An 18,691-nucleotide genomic window follows, 5' to 3' on the forward strand; every position below is an offset into this window, starting at 1 on the left:
CCGACTGTCGGACCAGTTCCCAGCTCCGCAGTCGAACCAGCCGCGGCCCCTGGTCCGGTCGACGCGAACCGCTCCGACTGTCGGACCCGTTTCCATCGCTTCAGCCGGACCAGCGCGGCCTCGGCCCCCGGACGGAGTGAACTGGTCCGACAGTCGGACCAGTTGACCTGATGCGCCTCCGGCCGGACCGGCGCGGCCCCTGGCCCGGACGGCGCGAACTGGTCTGACTGTCGGACCAGTTGACCTGAGGCGCCCCCGGCCGGGGCCCGGCCCGTCTGAGGCCAAAGGAGATTCTTCGCGAGAAGGACACGACGAACCGCCCAGGCACCGAGAGCCTCACCGTTGGATGAGCACGTCGCTCAGCAGAAAGTCGAGCGAGTCCCCCGTCAGCCATCGCTCGCTCACTCCCGCGAAGTCCGGCTCCGCGTCGGCGTCAGCCTGGCGCCAGAGATCCTCCAGCCGGTAGCGCGCGGCGGTGCAGTAGACGTCCGCCAATGCATCGGCGTGGGCCTGTCCTCGTGAAGACAGGGCCGCCGCGTGGGCCAGCGTGACGGACAGGGTGAACAGCTCGTTGCAGAGCTGGTTCATCAGGATGAGCGTCCGCTGCCGTGCATGAAGGACACCCGCATCCGGATATCGGCGCGACAGGTCCAGGCTTCGCTTCGCGAGCCGGTGCACCTCCCGGGCCGTGTGCTGGAGGTGCTCGCGGTTGCGTGGGGACAGGTGCTCCTCGACGGGCAACGGGGCCGGGGGCGACTCCAGCTCCGCCGCGTGCGCGGCCGTCGGGTAGTAGAGGGAGAACAGACCTTCCCGCGCCGCCTTGTGGTCCACGAGGAAGTCCACGCCGCCCGCGACGCGGAAGGCCCGGGCATCGCGCAGGGTCCGCTCCAGCGGGACCGGTGTCGCGCCCCGGGCGGCCTTGCTCTCCGACGTCTCGTAGCCTTCCGCGGCGAGCAGCGACATCGTCCGGTCCGTGATGCGCGCGCACGTCAGCGACGCGATGTTCTTGGCCGCCACCTGTTCGAACCAGCGAAGGGGCAGCGTGTCCGCCGTCACGCCCGTGAGGCTCCAGCGGGCCACGCTCTCCATGGCGAAGACCTCTGCCGCGGTGGCGGACACCTGACGCTGGAGCTCATCGAAGTCACCAAGCCTCCGCCCCTGCGCGAGGCGCCGGTGGAGGAAGTCGCGCGACCACTGGAGGCACTTCTTCGAGAGCGCCAGCGACGCGGCCACGATGATGTACATGCGGCCCAGGGCGCTGAGCGGCTCCAGCAGCGGCGTGTTCCGCCAGTGCTCCTGCGCCATCGCGAGCATCCGCTCCTTCGGCACGCGCACGTTCTCGAAGCCGAGCGCGGCGATGGGCAGCCCGCGCAGCCCCATCAGCCCGTGCTCGGCGCGGACGTGGAAGCCGGGGCTGGAGGTCTCCACGAAGAAGAGGCTGATCTGCTCGCGGCCGTCCTCCTGGAGCGTGGCGGTGACGTTCAGCAGGTCCGCGATGGATCCGTTCCCGATGAAGACCTTCTCCCCGTTGAGGACATACGCCGTCCCGTCCTCCGTGGGCACGGCGGTCGTGGACGCGCGCCGCACGGAAGCGCCGATGGGCTCGGTGTCGGCCCAGCCGGAGATGACCCCGTCGGCGACCCGGCCCCGGACGTAGTCCTTGAGGGGACCGTCCTGCACGGCTTCGATGATGGCGCCCGCGCCCAGGCCACTGTGGATGGCCAGCGTGTAGCCCACGGGCAGGCACACGCTCATCACGGCTTCGATGACGCGGAAGGTGTTCAGCATGGAGAGGCCCCGGCCTCCCAGCTCCCGCTCCACCTGGAGCTTGTAGTAGCCGCGCGAGCGCAGGGCCTCGCGCAGCTCCGGCGGGATGCGTCCCGTGCGCTCGATCTCGTCCGGGTCCACGTGCTCCTGGAGGAACTGCTCGACCTCGGCGATGACGGCGTCACCCTGCCGGCGTTCGTCGGGGTCCTGCTCGGGGAAGGCGCGGACGAGGTCCCAGCGGAGCTTCCCCGCGAAGAGCTGGCCCAGGAAGCCCTCGCGGCTGCGGGTGGCGGGGTGCAGCGGCGGGTGGCTCATGGGTTCGGGTTCCTTCTGGAGAGTGCTTCCGCGATGAGGCGCAGGAGGGCGGACTTCGGCTCCGGATCCCGGAGGTAGAAGTGGCCACCGGGGAGCAGGTGGAGCGCGAAGGGACCGGTGGTGTGGACATGCCACGGCTCCAGCTCCGCGAGGGTCAGGTCGTCCCGGGTGCCGCCCGTGACGGTCATCGCGCAGGGGAGGGGCGCGCGGTCCTCGTGCCGGTGGGACTCCACGAGGAGCAGGTCCGCGCGCAGGCCCGGGAGGAGGAGCTCGCGCAGCTCTTCGTCCTCGCGCAGCTCGTGGATCAGCTCGCCGTAGGTGGGTTCAAGAGCGGTGAGGAGTCCGTCCTCGTCCAGGTGGCTCGGCGGGATGCCACGCGGGGGGAGCTGCGGGGCTGGGGCCGCGGAGAGGAACAGCGCGTCGGGTGTCGCCCGGCCCAGGTCGCGCAGACGGCGCGCGGTCTCGAAGGCGACGAGCGCCCCCAGGCTGTGGCCGAAGAACGCGAAGGACGTTCCGAAGTCCACCGCGTGAACCAAGGCGTCCACCAGTTCGTGCAGCCGCGTGAACGGCGCTTCTTCCGCCCGAGCCCCCCGGCCAGGGAGCTGGATGCCCCAGACCTCGAAGTCCGGGAGCAGGTCCGCCCAGCGGACGTACTCGCCCGCGGAGCCGCCGCTGTGCGGGAAGCAGAAGAGGCGCACGGAGGCCTCCGGACGCCGGATGCGGCACGCGAGCCAGGGAGAAGTCGCTGTCATACCGCGGAGGACTCCGCGATGACCAAGAGGCCGTCGCTGTGCGGGCTGCAGAAGAGGCACATGGCGCTGGCTGGGCGCTGGACGCGGCAGACGAAACCGGAAGGGGTCGAGGTCATGCCGGCGAGGACTCCGCGATGAAGCGGGTCAGCCTGGCCACGGTGGGCGCGCGGAAGAGGGCCTTCACCTTGAGGGGCGTGGCGACATGCGGACGCAGCCGAGCGATGAGCTGCGCCGCCATCAACGAGTCGCCTCCCAGCGCGAAGAAGTTGTCGTGGAGCCCCACCCGGGCCAGCCCCAGGACCTCCGCGAAGGCGGTGGCGACGCGGCGCACGACCTCGTCCTCGGGCAACTCCGGCGCTTCGCGGGTCCCCATGGATTCAGCGTCGGCGCGCATGGGCGCACCTGGAGGCGCCGCGTCCCTGGCGATGGCGACCGTGGGATTCGTCACCATCGCGGGCGTGCCTGGCGCTTCGACGAGGTAGCGCTGCCGTTCAAACGGGTACGTGGGCAGCGGCACCCGGCGGCGGCGGGCGCCCCCGTGCAGGCCCTGCCAGGAGAGCGGGACGCCCGCGCTCCACAGCCGTCCGGCGGCGGTGAGCGCGCTGACCGCGTCGGACGTGTTGTCCGCGGGATGGGGGAGGGTGGCCACCGTGAGGTGTGCCCCCGCCTGCGGGTGCTGACGTGCCAGCGTCGCCAGCGTTCGTCCGGGCCCGACCTCCAGGAAGATGCTGGCCGGGCCGGCGAACAACGTGTTCAGCGCGTCGCCAAAGCGCACGGTGTGGCGCAGGTGCGCGGCCCAGTACGCCGGGTCCACGGCCTCCTCCGCCGTCACGGCGACACCCGTGCGATCGGAGATCCACGGGAGCCGCGGCGGACGCCGCTCGACGTGTTGGACACAGGCGGTGAACGCGGCCAGGGAGGGCTCGACGAGCGGTGAATGTCCCGCGCCTGGAATGCGCAGCAGCCTCGACTCCACACCTCGCGCCGCCAGCCCGGCCTGGAGCGCTTCGACCTCCGCCACCGGACCGGACACCGCGCACTGCGCGGGCCCGTTCACGGCCGCCAGCGCGAGTCCTCCGTGAAGCAGGGGCACCAGCTCCGACTCGGGCAATGCCACGGCCAGCATCGCGCCCGAGGGCAGACTCGCGAGGATGCGCGAGCGCTCCAGGACCAACCGCAGCGCGTCCTCCAGCCGGAAGACCCCTGCCACCGTGGCCGCGGCATAGGCACCCAGGCTGTGTCCCACCACGGCGGCGGGCTGCACGCCCCAGCGCGTCCACAGCCGCGCCACCGCGTACTCGATGACGAAGACGGAGAGCTGGCCGGTGACGAACTCGCCCATCCGCGCGGTGGCCTGCTCCAGCGCGACCGTGTCGGTGGGATCCGGATGGAGCACCGTCCCCAGGTCGAACCCGAGCAGCGGCGACAGGTGCGCACGGCACGCGTCCACGGCCTCACGGAACGCAGGCTGCGAGCCGTACAGCTCCCGGCCCATGCCCACGTGCTGCCCACCGTGCCCGGGGAACATGAACACCACCTGGCGCTCACCGGACTCCTGCCGCGAGGAGTCCTCCTGTTCCGTCAGTGCACGCAGCGCATCGGCGGTGTCCTGGCCCACGGCGAACGCGCGGTGCCTGTGCGCGCCGCGTCCCACCTGGAGCGTCCAGGCGACGTCCCCCAGGTCCACCTCCGGATGCGTACGCAGGTGCCCTCCCAGTCGGTCCACGGCACGGGTCAACGCCTCGGGGCCGTGGGCTGACAGCACCAGCAGCTGGGGGGAGCGCGAACGCTCGGAGCCGGGCAGGGTGGGGGCCTCTTCCAGCACGGCGTGCGCGTTGGTGCCGCCAATGCCCAGCGAGCTGACACCCGCGCGTCGGGGAAGACCGCCGGTGTCCCAGTCCCGCAGCGCCGTGTTCACGCGGAAGGGGCCGTGCTCGAAGTCGATCTCCGGGTTGGGCTGTTGGAAGTTCAGGCTGGGCGGCAGCTTCCGGTGCTCCAGCGCGAGCACCGTCTTGATGAAGCCCGCCACGCCCGCCGCCGCATCCGTGTGGCCGATGTTCGTCTTCACCGACCCCAGCCAGCAGGGCGGCCCCTCACGAGCACCGAACGCCTTCGTCAGCGCGGCGACCTCGATGGGATCTCCCAGCCGCGTGCCGGTGCCATGCGCCTCCAGGTAGCTGATGCTCGCGGGCTCCACCCCCGAGGCATGAAGGGCGGTCTCGATGACGCGGGACTGGCCCTCCACGCTCGGCGCGGTGAAGCCGATCTTCCCCGCAGCGTCGTTGTTGACGGCGGTGCCCCGGAGGACGGCACGGATGGAGTCCCCATCCTCCAGCGCATCCGCGAGCCGCTTGAGCACCACGATGCCCGCGCCATTGCTGCCCACCGTGCCCTGCGCCCGAGCGTCGAACGCGCGGCAGCGGCCATCCGGGGACAGGGGCCCGCCCTCGCTGTAGTGACCGAACCGGGGCGGCACGTGCACCGACGCACCTCCCGCCAGCGCGATGTCACAGTCCCCCGCGAGCAGCGCCTGCGCCGCCAGGTGGATGGCGACCAGGGACGTGGAGCACGCGGTCTGCACGGTGACAGCGGGCCCACGAAGCCCCAGCTTGTAGGCCACGCGGCTGGTGAGGAAGTCCACGCCCGTGGCCAGCCGGAGCTGCCAGTCACTGGCCCCCGCCAGCAGGTCCCTCCGGGCGCGCAGCGTGGACAGGTAGTCCGTCTCGCTCCCGCCCGCGAAGACGCCAATGGCGCCCCGGTATCGAGCCGGATCATACCCGGCGTCCTCCATCGCCTCGCGCGCGCACTCCAGGAACACCCGGTGCTGCGGATCCAGCATCAGGGCTTCCTGCGGCGAGATGCCGAAGGCCGCCGCATCGAACATCTCCGCATCCGCGACGAGACCGAAGGCGGGCACCGCGTCGCCGACAGCGCGATCGGTGGGCGGTTCGGCACAGGGCCGTCCGTCCGGACCGAAGAAGGTGATGGACTCGACGCCGCCGGCGAGGTTGGACCAGAACTCCGCCGCGTTGGCCGCACCGGGGAGCCGGCACGCCAGCCCCACCACCGCGAGGTGCGCCGAGCGATCCTCTTCCTCCATCACGCCGAGGGACGCGCTCATTCCACTTCCTCCCGGGAGCGGTCCGACGACAGCCGGCCCTGACGGCCCAGCAGGCGCGCACGTCCACTGCGCCGTTGCTCCTGACGCTGCTCCTGCGCGGCCGCGGCCTCGCCACCGTCGTCCCGGCCCTGGAGATGTCCCGCGAGCGCACGGACGGTGGGGAACTCGAACAGCGTCACCATGGGCACGTCGTGGCCCAGGCGCTGCTTCAGCAGGTGCTGCACCTGGGCCAGCAGCAGCGAGTGCCCCCCGAGGTCGAAGAAGTTGTCCTCCGCGCCCACGTGCTCCAGGCGCAGCGTCTCGCACCAGATGCCAGCGATCCGCCGCTCCTGTTCGTTCGCGAGCGGGACCTGGGGCGCCTGGGTTCCGAGCGTGGGCTCGGGCAGCGCCCGCTCATCCACCTTGCCGCCGTGGGTGAGCGGCAGCGCCTTCAGCTCCACGTAGGCGGACGGGATCATGTACGCCGGCAGCTCGCGGGAGAGGTGCTCACGCAGCCGCGCCGGTGAGGGCACGGCCTGCCCGGCGCGAGGCACGAGGTAGCCGACCAACCGCGGTGCTCCACCCGGAGGGCTCCACGCGCGAACGTGCGCCTCCGAGAGTCCCGGGTGCGTGCGCAGCCGCGCGGCGACCTCCGCGGGCTCCACGCGGAAGCCACGGATCTTGAGCTGCGCGTCCATGCGGCCCAGGAACTCGAGCGTCCCATCCGGCCGGCACAGGACCCGGTCGCCCGTGCGGTACATGCGTGCGCCCGGCTGTGCCGAGTAGGGGTCGGGGACGAAGCTCGCGGCCGTGAGGTCCGGACGGTTCAGGTAGCCGCGCGCCACGCCGGCACCGCCGACGTACAGCTCTCCCGCGACACCTGGAGGGACCGGCTGCAGCTCCGCATCCAGGACGTAGGCCGAGGCCCCATCGATGGGCTGACCGATGTCGGGCAGTGCTTCCTCCGCACCCGCGGGCAGCACCTCACCGGAGGTGGCCGTCACGGTGGTCTCGGTGGGGCCGTACTGGTTGAACAGCCGCCACGGAAGTCCAGGCGCCGGCCGCGTATGGAGCCGGTCTCCGCCCGCGAGCACCGTGCGCAGTTCACACGCAACGGGCCATGGCAGGACCAGCAGGCGTTCAGCGATCGCGGTGGGCAGGTCCGTGAACGTGATGCTCTCGGAGAGCAGCCAGGCCTGAAGCCGCTCCGGCGACAGGCGCACGTCCTGACCCGGTACGTGCAACGTCGCGCCCGCGGTGAGCGCGGGCCAGACCTCCGCGACGGACGGATCGAACGCGGGCGAGTAGAGCAGCGTGGTGCGGCTGTTCGCGTTCAACCCGAACGCGCGCCGATGCCAGCCGACGAGGTGGGCCAGCGCGCCATGCTCCACGACCACACCCTTGGGGACGCCGGTGGAGCCGGAGGTGTACATGACATAGGCCCGCTGACCGGGCCGCACCTCCGGGGGCAGTCCACCCCGAGGCGCACCCGGGCCACGGAAGTCCTCGATGCGCACGCGCTCCAGCGTGGCGGGAAGCCGCTCCGCGAGGGGGCTGGTGGTGATCACCTGCCGGACACCGGCATCCGCGAGGATGAGCGCGATCCGTTCGGCCGGGTGCTCGGGATCCAGCGGAAGGAAGGCGGCACCGGACAGCATCACGCCCAGCTCGGCCGTGACGAGGTCCGCACCGCGTGGCGTGCAGACGCCGACGACCGACTCCGCGCCCGCTCCGTGCTCGTGGAGATGCTCGGCGAGCAGCGTCGCGCGCCGGACCAACTCCGAGTAGGTGACGGTGCCCGCCTCGTCGCGCACGGCCACCGCGTCGGGAGTCCGCAGGGCCTGCTCCACGACCTGCTGATGCACGGGTGCCTCCGCGCTGACGGAGGTCGCGGAGCCATTGCCCAGGAGGACCTGTCGCTCCGCGTCCGAGAGCATCGGCAGTCGCGACACCGGCATCCCGGGGCTGGCCACCGCGGCCTCGAGCAACCGGAGGAAGTGTGCGGCCATCCGCTCCATCGTCGAGCGGTCGAAGAGGTCCCGGTTGTACTCCCAGATGAGCGAGATGCGCGCGTCGCCGCGCTCCTTGTCGCCCAGGTGCCGGCCCGCGTGCGGAATGGCGACGACGTCCAGGTCCACCTTCGAGGAGCCATTGCCGCGCTCGAAGATGGTGCACGAGGCCTCACCCAGCCGGGGACTCCGCACGGCGGAATCGTGGAAGCTGAACATGGCCTGCACGAGCGGGTTCCGGCTGGGGTCGCGCTTCACGCCCAGGCCTTCAATCAGCTTGAGGAACGGATACGTCTGGTGCTCGGCCGCCGCCACGGTGAGGTCCCGCACCTGGCGGACCAGCTCCCGGAACGACGGCGCACCGGAGACGTCACACCGCAGGACGACGGCGTTGACGAACATGCCGATGACGTTCTCGATGTTCCGGACACCCGCACGGGCCGCGAACGCCGAACCGATGCACAGGTCCTGCTCCCCGGTGTAGCGATGCAGCAGCGTGGCGAAGGCGGCGAAGAGGGTGTTGAAGAGGGTGACGCCCTCTGCCTGGCAGAACGCGCGCAGGGCGCCGGGCAGGGCGGGCGGCAGCTCCAACCGGAGCAGGTCGCCGTTGAAGGTCTGCACGCGGGGGCGCGGATGGTCGGTGCGCAGCGGAAGCACCTCGGGAGCACCGGCCAGCCGCTTCCGCCAGAAGTCGAGCTGGGCCTTCATGGCCGGGCCTTCGAGCGCCTCGCGCTGCCACGACGCGAAGTCGCGGTACTGCACCGGAAGCTCCGGCAGCGGCGACGGCTCGCCCCGCAGATACGCGTTGTAGAGCGCGTCCAGCTCCCGCATCAGCACGGAGAAGGACACGCCATCGTGGACGACGTGGTGCTCCACGAGGATCAGCTCGTGATCATCCGGAGTCAGGCGGACGAGGGTCCAGCGCGCGAGCGGCGGCTCGAAGAGCGACAGCGGTCGGCGCAGCTCCTGGCGCAGGGCCTCTTCACGCCGGTGCTCGCGTTCATCCGCGGGCAGCGCGGACAGGTCGATCAGCGGGACCTGCACCGGCGTCACGGGAAGGACGCGCTGCCATGGCCGACCGTCGACCTCTTCGTAGGTCGTGCGCAGCAGTTCGTGGCGCCGGGTGACTTCCGTCAACGCGCGTTCGAGCACCGCCAGGTCCAGACCGCCCAGCACGCGGAGGGTCGTCTGCGCCTGGTAGGAGATGCTGTGGGGGGACAACTTCTGGAGGAACCAGACCTGTTCCTGTTGCACGGACAGCGGTGCCCGAGCAGGGTCGGCGACGCGGACCACGGGCGGCAACGCGGCCTTCGCGGGGACAGCCCGGCGCGACTCCAGCACCGTCGCCAGCTGGGAGATGCGGCGGCGGGCGAAAAGCTCCGTCAGCGACAGCGGGAGGCCCAGGACGTCCTCGACCCGAGCGGTGATCCGCGTGGCCAGCAGGGAGTGTCCGCCCAGTTCGAAGAAGTCGTCCTCGATGCCGATTGCATCCAGGCGCAGCTCCTCCTGCCACACCCGGACGAGCCCATGCTCCAGCTCCGTGCGGGGCGCGACGTAGGCGCTGCTTCGGGTCGCGTGGGCTTCAGGCGTGGGGAGCGCCCGCACGTCGACCTTGCCAGTGGGGCCCAGGGGCAGGGCGTCCACGACGATGAAGGTCCGGGGCAGCATGGCTTCGGGGAGCCAGGCCCGGAGGTGCTCGCGGAGCTGCTCCGTCCCGGGAACGGCCCGAGCGTCCTTCGGCGCGAACCAGGCCACGAAGGAGACGTCCTGGCCCTCGCTCCGCGCCATGACGTGCGCGGCCCCGACGTGCGGATGGGTCAGCAGCGCGGCGGTGATCTCCGCGGGCTCGATGCGGATGCCGCGGACCTTCACCTGACGGTCCGAACGGCCATGGAACTCCAGCGAGCCATCCGGCAGCCGGCGACCCAGGTCCCCCGTGCGATACAGCCGCTCACCGCCGAAGCGGGAGAACGGATCCGGAATGAAGCGGTCGGCGGTCAGGTCCGGAGTGCCCACGTAGCCACGAGCCAACCCTGGACCGCCGATGAACAGCTCCCCGGTTTCGCCCTCGGCCACGGGCCGCAGCTCCGGCCCCAGGACGTGGACCTCCACGCCATCGATGGGCCGCCCGATGGACGGCAGCCGTTCGTCGGGAGCCTCGTCGCTAGGAGGGACGACGCCCGACGTGCTGTAGATGGTGCACTCGGCGGGGCCGTAGCCGTTCACGAGCTGGAACGGCAGGCCGGGCCTGGGGCGCAGGTGCAGCCGGTCACCGCCGGTGAGCACCCAGCGCAGGGGGCAGGACTCGGGCCAGGGCAGGGGGAGGACGCGCTCGGCCAGGGGCGTGGGCAGGAAGACGCAGGTGATGTCCCGGGCCAGCAGCCAGTCCTGAAGCTTCCGGGGCGACAGGCGGGTCTCCTCGTCGGGAGGCAGCTCCAGGCGGGCCCCCGAGGCCAGCGACGGCAGGAGGGCCATGACCAACGCGTCGAAGCCGGGCGAGGCAACCACGCCGATGCGATCCGCTGGCGAGAGACCGAACGTGTCGCAGTGGTACTCGGTGAAGGCGGACAGGGCCCGGTGGCTGATCATCACGCCCTTGGGCAACCCGGTGGAGCCCGAGGTGTGGATCACGTACGCGAGATGATCCGGATGGACGGGGACGCCCGGGTTCACGTCCGGGAACGACTCCAGCGACAGGGCCGCCGGAGTCAGGACCTGGATGCCGTCCGCCGCGAGCCGCTCCACGGCCGGCCCCGCGCCGATGACGAACCGGGCCCCCGCCAGTACGGACATGGAGCGAAGGCGTTCCGGAGGGGCGGACGGATCCAGCGGAAGCCAGGTGGCTCCGGCCTTGAGGACCCCGAGGACGGACGCCACCAGCTCCACGCTTCGCGGCAGGCACACGCCAACGAGAACGTCCGGACCGGCCCCCCGAGCCATCAGCGCATGGGCCAGCCGGTTCGCGAGTGTGTTCAGCGCGGCATGGGTGAGGGAGCGGGCCCGGGAAGCGACGGCGAGCTGGGAGGAAAGTTCGTTCGCTCGTCGCTCGACGAGCTGGTGGACGGGGGGCAGCAAGAATCCTCCAACCGGCACCCGTCCGAACAAAATCAAGCGTTTAGCGGACTTGGGCCGTTTTCAGGATTTTACATGACCCGGTGACACACCGTGAGACAGGGGGTGTCACAAGGACTCGCAGGATCGATGCGCACCTGCTGCGCGACTGGCTCGCTCGGGGTGGCCTGGGGGCTGGCGCTGGGCTCGCGTCGACGGGCGTCGGGGAGGTCGGGTTGGACCAGTGTGGCGCTGGGGTGACTCAGGCGCGAACGCGTGAGCCCTTCCGTAGAGTCCCGCGCCTCTCAACACCTCTGGCGGATGAGTTCATGGGGAACGTGTGTCGAAGCGGGCTGACGTGTCTGGCATTGGCCCTGGTCCTGGCATGGAGCGGCTGCGGGAGCGCTCGGTCGCCAGCGGAAGCGGAGGGAAGCGCGCAGGTGGTGCTGACCGTGCCGCAGGCCTTGAGCGCCAGCGATGTGGCGCGGGTGGAGCTCACGGTGAGCGGCGCGGGCATGACGACGCGCACGGACGCGCTGGTGAAGACAGGTGGGCAGTGGGGTGGGGTGCTGGGGCAGCTGCCCGCGGGCACCGGGCGCACGTTCAGCGCGCAGGCCTTCGATGCCTCCAACACCGTGCGCTACGCGGGTCAGGTGGCGCCCGTCACCATCCTGGCGGGCCAGACGACGGCCGTCACACTCCTCCTGCAGGAGGTGAATGGTCCCGCGCCTTTTGACAATGCGGCCCCGCGCATCCTCTCCCTGGTGGCCAGTCCCGGCACCGTCGCACCGGGCGAGCAGGTGGCGCTGCAGGCCACCGCGGACGACCCGAATGCGAGCGACTCGCTCACGTATGCGTGGACGGCGCCTTCCGGCAGCTTCAGCGCCCCCGCCAGCCTCACCACCGCGTGGACGGCGCCGGCCTCGGCGGGCCAGGTGGTGCTGACGTTGACGGTGACGGACTCCAAGGGCGCCAGTGCTTCGCTCGGCGTCACCATCACGGTGAGCACCGGGAACGGGAGCGCGGCTGTCAACGTCACCTTCAACACCTGGCCCCGGGTGTCTGGAGTGACGGCGCTGCCGTCCTCCATCGTCGTCGGCCAGACCACCCAGGTGACGTCGTCCGCCAGTGACGCGGACGGCGACAACCTCAGCTACCAATGGCAGACCTCCTGCGCGGGCACGTGGACGAATGCCACCTCCGCCAGCGCCAGCTTTACCCCTTCGGCACAACCCGCTGGCGGCATCTGCACGCTCAGCGTGCTAGTTCAGGACGGCCGTGGAGGCAAAGGCATCGGCAGCCTCACGCTCTACGTGTCGACGTCACCCACGACGGCGCGCTTTCCTCCCGAGGTGGTGGAGACCTTCCACTCGGTCGCCATCGTTCCGGCGCAGGGCGAAACCGTCGTCTTCCGGGCGAGGGCGCGCGACCCCCAGGGCAGTGCGCTCTCCTTCGCATGGACCGCGAACGCGGCCGGGCTGGGCACGGCCAGTGACGGAGCGACGACCAGCGAGGTGCTCTGGACGGCGGGCGCCTGCCTGACCTCGGGGACGTCCCTCACGGTGACGGTTACCGTCACCAACGCGCTGGGGTTGTCCGCCAGCGCCACCATGGTCCTGGATGGCGGCACACCGTGCACTCCCGCGCCGAGTCCCGTGGCGTTCATCGCCGCCGGAGGCGCGCACAACCTGGTCGTGAGGCAGGACGGCACCGCGGCGGCGTGGGGCCACAACGGCTACGGACAGCTCGGGGACGGGACGACCGTGGATCGGCTCCTGCCGGTGCCTGTGCAGGTGCAGGGACTCTCGGGGGCCACGGCCCTGTCCGCCACCGCCTACCACACGCTCGCGCTCAAGCAGGACGGCACCCTGTGGGCCTGGGGGTACAACGACTCCGGCCAACTGGGAGACGCCGTGGACGCGGTCCGCTTGACGCCGGCGCTGGTGACGGGCCTCACGGAGGTCACGGCCCTGGCATCGGGGACGTACCACTCGCTCGCGCTCAAGCACGACGGCACCGTGTGGGCCTGGGGCCTCAACAACCTGGGCCAGCTGGGAGACGGGACGACCGTCAACCGCACCGAGCCGATGCCTGTCACCGGTCTCACGGGCGTCACGGCGCTGGCCGCGAGCACGTATCACTCGCTCGCCTTGAAGCAGGACGGCACCGTGTGGACCTGGGGCTACAACAGCTCCGGGCAGTTGGGGGACGGGACGACCACGAGCCACTTCACACCCGATCAGGTGCAGGGGCTGACGGGTGTGTCGGCCATCGCCGCGGGGCTCACCCATTCGCTCGCGCTCAAGCAGGACGGCACCGTGTGGGCCTGGGGTCGCAACACCGACGGTCAACTCGGGAATGGGGCGGCGGTGAACAGCCCCGTACCGGTGCAGGTGATGGGACTGACGGGCGTGTCGGCCATTGCCGCAGGGGCCTATCACTCGCTGGCGCTGAAGCAGGACGGCACCGCGTGGGCCTGGGGCCGCAACAGCACGGGGCAGCTCGGGGATGGGACCGTCGAGGGCAGCCTCACGCCGGTGAAGGTGCAGGGACTGACGGCGGTGACAGCCCTGTCTGGAGGTGACGCGCATTCACTCGCGTTGCTGCGGGACGGCACCGTCTGGGCCTGGGGCTTCAACGCCGAGGGCGAGCTGGGCGATGGAACGACCATCGACCGCGCTACGCCAGTGCGGGTTCAGGGCTTGGAGAACTGACTCAAAGGATGAGGCCTGTCACAGGGCCAGCAGCAGTCCAACGGCGGCACCGCCCAGCACCAGCCACGCGGAGTTGACCCGCCAGCGAAGGAGCAACACCGCGCCGATCACGGCCAGGGCCACTGTCCACGCATCCACCAGGGCCGCGCGTCCCAGCTGCCACGTCACCACGGCCATGAGGGCCAGCGAGGCCGCGTTGACGCCGTCGAGCACCGCGCCCGCGGTCTGAGATCGGCGCAGCCTGGGAATCAGAGGGCCGCTGAGGGCCACGAAGACAAACGCGGGCAGGAAGATGCCCAGCGTGGCGAGCCCCGCGCCGGGCGTACCGCCCACCAGGTAGCCGATGAAGGTCGCGGTCGTGAAGACAGGGCCCGGCGTGAACTGGCCCACGGCCACCGCGTCCAGGAGCTGGGCCTCCGTGAGCCAGCCCCAGTGTTCGACGAGGTCCGCGCGAAGGAAGGCCAGCAGCACGTAGCCGCTGCCGAACAACACGCTGCCGACCTTGAGGAAGAACAGGAAGAGCCCACCCAGGCTGAACGGCACGGAAGCCGTGACCGCCGTCGCGCCGTGCAGGGCGAATGGCGCGAACGCGAGCATCGACCTGGGAGCGGGGGCCGACCGCACATGCAGCCAGGCCGCCAGGGCAGCACCGGCCACGGCCAGGATGAGCAGTTCGTTGGTCCCAAGCGCGCTCGCCACGGCCGCGCCGACGGCCACGGCGATCCGGGGTCGAGTCGTGAGGGCCGTCTTTCCGAGGCCCCACAAGGCCTGGAGCACCACGGCCAGGATGACGGGTTTGACGCCGTACAGGAGGGCGCCAGCCTGGGGCAGCGTGCCAAAACGCACGTAGGCCCAGGCGGCCGCGAGCGTCAGGAGCATGGCCGGGACGATGAAGCACACGCCGGCCACGACCAGCCCGGGCCAGCCCGCGCGCCGGTGGCCCAGGTGGATGGCCAGCTCGGTGGAGTTGGGGCCGGGGATGAGGTTCGTGGCGCCCAGCAGGTCGAGGAACTCCTCACGGGACAGCCAGGTCCGCCGACGCACGACTTCGTCTTCCATCATCGCGATATGGGCAGCGGGGCCCCGAAGGACGTCAGTCCCAGCCGGAGGAAGACCCGCGCGACTTCACCGAGCGAGCCCCGGGGAGTGTCTTGGGGATGCGTGGAATCCATACGCCGTCGAAGCCTCTGCGAGAACCAGAACCGGTCGAAACGCGGCGGAGGCATGGTTTACATATTTCTCCTCTCATTTCACAGCACGCCTGTGCATCAGCGAGGCCGGCGCCGAGTCTCAAGGGAAATGAGACTGCACCGTCAGCAACTGGGGCCGGGCCCCCGACAAGTCGAGGCCCACCTCGGCCATGACGGACTGCACCTCGGGGTGGACGCGCATCCCGGGCTGCGTGCCTGCGGACACGGCGCGCGCCTGCGCCGGGTCGGCCAGGGCATTGAAGAAGGCGGCCGCCATCTGTGAGCGGCCAGCGTTGTGCACGCAGGCGAAGATGACCGTCTTCATCGTGAGGACTCCTCTGGGGACGAAAGGGGAAGGTCGGCGAGGAGTACCACGCCGCGATGACGCCACTGGGGACGCGCTGCCCACGCCCGTTGGGCTACATTCGCGCGGTGACGTCAGGGGATTTCTCGGTGGCAGAGGTGGCGCGCGCGATGGGGCGGCCCGTCACGACCGTCGAGGTGATGACGACGTTCATTTCGGCGACGGCGACCGTCGCGCGGCTGCGGGTCCGGTTCGCGGACGGCTCCAACCTGATCGCGATCGGAAAGCGTGCCACGGGTGATGGGGCGGCAGCGGCGCGCCGCGAGCGACGATTCTTCGAGCGGCTCGCGCCGTGCTGGGACCCTCCGGCACCACGGCTGCTCGGAGCCAGCGACGACGCAGTGAGCGTGCTGCTGGTCACCGAGGATCTCGAGGCGAAGGTTATCGCGCGCTCGGAACGGCGGTGTCCGAGCCTGAACTCCATGGCGCGATCGACGCGCTGGTGGGCTTGCACGCGCGGTTCTGGGACGCGCTGCCGCTCGAGATGATTGAGGCTGGAAGCCCCGAGCCGACGGTAACCCAGGCCGTGCAGGCGTGGCCGCCGACGGTGATTGCGGCGAATGCGGTCGCGGTGCGAGAGGCATCGGAGCGATTCGCCGCCGGGCTTGAAGCAGGGGAGCGCGCGTTGCTCTCGAACGTGCTCGCGGCGTGGGCACCGCGGTTCGTCGAACGCACGGCGGAGGGCCGGGCGATTACCCTGGTCCACGCCGACTTTCACTGCTTCGGCAACGTGCTGTTCGCGCCCGGCGACCCTCGACCGCGCGTGATTGATTGGTCGGAGCTCAAGCCAGGCCTGGGGCCGCACGACATGGCGTATTGCCTGATGGGGTTGCCATGCGTGGATCGCGCGCGCCGCGATGACGCGCTCATGCGGCGCTATTGGGAGGGCCTGCGCGCCGCGGGGATCCGCGACTACGCATGGCCCCTGTGCCAGTGGGATCACCGGTTCTCGGTGCTCACCAACCTGTTCCAGGCAGTGTTCCAGGGCAGTGTGGTGTGGTTTCGCAAGACGGCGGCGGTGGTCGACGCGCTCGACGCGTGTGCGGCGCTGGCCGAGCCGCCGCCGCTGTAGCGCGCTACAGCAGGCAGTTTTCTATTGGCAGACGTCCGCGCAGGGGAGGGGCAGGGCGGACCGCCATGGCATGGGCCTGACTCAGGAGCAGGTGCACGGGCCCTGCTTGTAGAGTCCTGCGCTCCTCTCCTGGCAAGGCACCCGTCCACATAGGCGCGGATGGCCTCTTGGGGGGAGGCACATCCAGCTGCACAAGGGGGAGAAGTCCATGAGGCAAGAGAGACAAAGCGGGCTGGCGTGTCTGGCCTTGGGCCTGGTGCTGGCATTGGTCGGGTGCGGAGGGCAGCCGCCGGAGGTCGACGGTGACGTCGGCACCGGGACTGTTTCTGAGGCACTCACCGCGGTGAAGGTGCAGCAGGCCGTGGCTGCGGGCGCCTACCACTCCCTGTTCCTCAGGAAGGATGGCTCGGTCTGGGCCTGGGGGCAGAACGTGGCCGGACAGCTGGGCACGGGCAGCACCAGCAGCACGCCGTTGTCCCAGCCCTCCCAGGTGAATGGACTGCCCTCCATCAAGGCGGTTGCCGCTGGCGTCGCCCACTCGTTGGCGCTGGATGTGGACGGCAACGTGTGGGCCTGGGGCCAGAACGCTTCCGGGCAAGCGGGCTTGGGGACCACGGGGGGCACGGTGCTCGTCCCGACGAAGGTCGCTGCGCTCACCGGCATCAAGGCCATCGCGGCCAACGGGAACTTCTCGCTCGCGCTGGGCGCGGACGGCCGGCTGTGGGCCTGGGGCCAGAATGCTTCCGGGCAAGTGGGCACGGGCAACACCAGCGCTGCTGTAGCCACGCCTGGCGTGGTGCAGGGCCTGCCCACCGTGCGAGCCATGGCCGCGGGCGTCAACCACGCGCTGGCGCTGACCACGGATGGCAAGGTGTGGGGATGGGGGCTGAATACGTCGGCGCAGGTGGGCACCGGCGCCACCAGCAGCGCGGTGCGGGCACCGGTGCAGGTGGCGGGGTTGCCGATCGCCAAGGCCGTGGCGGCAGGCGCAGGCCACTCCCTCGTCGTCGATGAGCAGTTCGGCAACGTGTGGGCGTGGGGGCAGAACACCTTCGGTCAGGTGGGCACGGGCAGCACCAGCACCACGCCGGTGGTGACGCCCCGTCCCGTGGACGGCGTCTTCGCGGTGACCGTCCTTGTCGCGGGGCACAACAGCTCACTCGCCATCATCGGAAATGGCCTGGCGGTGGCCTGGGGGCACAACGCGTCGGGCCAACTGGGCAATGGCGGCACGACGAATAGCGCATCGCCCGTGGGCGTCACGGGCATCTCGGATGCGACGGTGCTCGCGGCGGGGGCCCAGCACACGTTGGCGCTGCGGCCCGGATGCCCCGTCTGGACGTGGGGCAATAACGGGCAGGGACAGCTTGGCACGGGCAGCACGTCCACGACGCCCGTGACGGCACCGGGGACGGCCCTCATCAGCAACACCTTCTACTTCGACGGCGACATGGACGGCTTCGGGGACGAGTACATCGCCGAGGAGGCCTGCGAGCCGTCTCCGGGTTACGTGGAGGAACTCGACTGCGACGACTACTCGGCCACCACCCATCCCGGCGCGGCGGAGACCTGCAATGGGATGGACGACGACTGTGACGGCGCGGTGGATGACGGCAATCCCAGCGGCGGGGTGGATTGCTCGACGGGGCAGCAGGGCGTCTGCGCGGCGGGAGTGACGGCGTGCACCAACGGCAGCGTGGTGTGCCAGCACCGCCAGGCCGCGTCCGCCGAGCGATGCGACAGCTTGGATAACGACTGCGACGGCGCGACGGACGAAGGCAACCCGGGCGGACTTCAGGCGTGCGAGACCGGGCAACTGGGTGTGTGTGGCGCGGGGGTGACGTACTGCACGCAGGGCGCCATTCACTGCGTGCCGACGCAGGGGGCCTCCAGTGAGGTGTGCGATGGCGTGGACAACGACTGCGATTCCCAGGTGGACGAGGGCGTGCCCACCCAGACCTGGTATCGCGACGCGGACGGAGATGGCCATGGCACTTCGGCCCAGACACTGCAGAAGTGCAGCCAGCCCACGGGCTACGTGTCGAATGCGGGCGACTGCAACGACTCCAACGCGGGCATCCGTCCAGGGGCCGCAGAGGTCTGCGACGGCGTAGACAACGACTGCGATGGGCAGGTGGACGAGGGCACCCCCTGCGGAGCCTCAGCGGCGAAGCTGGCAGCGGGCGGAACTCACACGCTCGCCTTGAAGCAGGACGGCACCGTCTGGGCTTGGGGCGCCAACAGCTATGGCCAGCTCGGCGACGGGACAAACACCCAGCGCCGCACGCCCGTGCAGGTGCAGGGATTGACGGGCGTCGCGAGCGTCGCTGCCGGTGACTCCCACTCGCTCGCCTTGA

Annotated in this window: 10 protein-coding genes; 4 read left to right on the forward strand and 6 right to left on the reverse strand. The window is 70.7% G+C overall.

Going from position 1 to position 18,691, the window contains the following annotated elements; translation table 11 throughout:
• Positions 1 to 336 precede the first annotated feature (336 nt).
• The 4 genes from ACLEQD_RS14915 to ACLEQD_RS14930 all read right to left on the reverse strand — a co-directional run bounded on the left by ACLEQD_RS14915 (position 337) and on the right by ACLEQD_RS14930 (position 11,036).
• Positions 337 to 2,082, reverse strand: coding sequence for an acyl-CoA dehydrogenase family protein (locus ACLEQD_RS14915; protein WP_410384618.1), 1,746 nt, complete (start codon positions 2,080 to 2,082; stop codon positions 337 to 339).
• A complete protein-coding gene (locus ACLEQD_RS14920) occupies positions 2,079 to 2,834 on the reverse strand; it encodes a thioesterase II family protein (RefSeq protein WP_410384620.1) in 756 nt (251 codons plus the stop codon). Before ACLEQD_RS14920 ends, ACLEQD_RS14915 begins: the two co-directional genes overlap by 4 nt.
• Before the next feature lie 112 nt (positions 2,835 to 2,946).
• Positions 2,947 to 5,955 carry a type I polyketide synthase gene (locus tag ACLEQD_RS14925; RefSeq protein ID WP_410384621.1) on the reverse strand — a complete coding sequence of 1,003 codons (3,009 nt, stop codon included), beginning with the start codon at positions 5,953 to 5,955 and terminating at the stop codon, positions 2,947 to 2,949.
• On the reverse strand, positions 5,952 to 11,036 hold the full coding sequence (locus ACLEQD_RS14930) for an amino acid adenylation domain-containing protein (RefSeq protein WP_410384623.1): 5,085 nt from the start codon (positions 11,034 to 11,036) through the stop codon (positions 5,952 to 5,954). Before ACLEQD_RS14930 ends, ACLEQD_RS14925 begins: the two co-directional genes overlap by 4 nt.
• A 287-nt stretch (positions 11,037 to 11,323) precedes the next feature.
• Between ACLEQD_RS14930 and ACLEQD_RS14935 the strand changes: the two genes are divergently transcribed.
• A complete protein-coding gene (locus ACLEQD_RS14935; RefSeq protein WP_410384625.1) occupies positions 11,324 to 13,708 on the forward strand; it encodes a PKD domain-containing protein in 2,385 nt (794 codons plus the stop codon).
• Positions 13,709 to 13,726: 18 nt separating this feature from the next.
• On the opposite strand, the gene chrA is transcribed toward ACLEQD_RS14935, so the two are convergent.
• Complete coding sequence (chrA, locus tag ACLEQD_RS14940; protein ID WP_410384627.1) at positions 13,727 to 14,752, reverse strand: chromate efflux transporter; 1,026 nt, start codon at positions 14,750 to 14,752, stop codon at positions 13,727 to 13,729.
• A gap of 246 nt (positions 14,753 to 14,998) precedes the next feature.
• Positions 14,999 to 15,223 carry a low molecular weight phosphatase family protein gene (locus ACLEQD_RS14945; RefSeq protein WP_410384628.1) on the reverse strand — a complete coding sequence of 75 codons (225 nt, stop codon included), beginning with the start codon at positions 15,221 to 15,223 and terminating at the stop codon, positions 14,999 to 15,001.
• A gap of 56 nt (positions 15,224 to 15,279) precedes the next feature.
• Between ACLEQD_RS14945 and ACLEQD_RS14950 the strand changes: the two genes are divergently transcribed.
• The 3 genes from ACLEQD_RS14950 to ACLEQD_RS14960 form a co-directional block, all read left to right on the forward strand.
• The gene (locus ACLEQD_RS14950) at positions 15,280 to 15,750 is read left to right on the forward strand and encodes a hypothetical protein (protein ID WP_410384630.1); all 471 of its coding nucleotides are present in this window, start codon (positions 15,280 to 15,282) and stop codon (positions 15,748 to 15,750) included.
• Positions 15,666 to 16,334: a phosphotransferase gene (locus tag ACLEQD_RS14955; RefSeq protein ID WP_410384632.1), complete on the forward strand. Its 669-nt coding sequence runs from the start codon at positions 15,666 to 15,668 to the stop codon at positions 16,332 to 16,334. Before ACLEQD_RS14950 ends, ACLEQD_RS14955 begins: the two co-directional genes overlap by 85 nt.
• 361 nt (positions 16,335 to 16,695) lie before the next feature.
• Positions 16,696 to 18,691, forward strand: a 1,996-nt coding sequence (locus tag ACLEQD_RS14960; protein WP_410384634.1) for a MopE-related protein, incomplete at its 3' end; no start/stop codon positions are given.

It is taken from the genome of Corallococcus sp. 4LFB (assembly GCF_046520365.1).
GTDB lineage: Bacteria > Myxococcota > Myxococcia > Myxococcales > Myxococcaceae > Corallococcus > Corallococcus caeni.

What these genes read in the sequence shown, in the direction of transcription:
- ACLEQD_RS14915 (WP_410384618.1), bottom strand. Translation starts at nt 2,082, where the DNA reads ATGAGCCACCCGCCGCTGCACCCCGCCACCCGCAGCCGCGAGGGCTTC.
- ACLEQD_RS14920 (WP_410384620.1), bottom strand. Translation starts at nt 2,834, where the DNA reads ATGACAGCGACTTCTCCCTGGCTCGCGTGCCGCATCCGGCGTCCGGAG.
- ACLEQD_RS14925 (WP_410384621.1), bottom strand. Translation starts at nt 5,955, where the DNA reads ATGAGCGCGTCCCTCGGCGTGATGGAGGAAGAGGATCGCTCGGCGCAC.
- ACLEQD_RS14935 (WP_410384625.1), top strand. Translation starts at nt 11,324, where the DNA reads ATGGGGAACGTGTGTCGAAGCGGGCTGACGTGTCTGGCATTGGCCCTG.
- ACLEQD_RS14945 (WP_410384628.1), bottom strand. Translation starts at nt 15,223, where the DNA reads ATGAAGACGGTCATCTTCGCCTGCGTGCACAACGCTGGCCGCTCACAG.
- ACLEQD_RS14950 (WP_410384630.1), top strand. Translation starts at nt 15,280, where the DNA reads ATGACGCCACTGGGGACGCGCTGCCCACGCCCGTTGGGCTACATTCGC.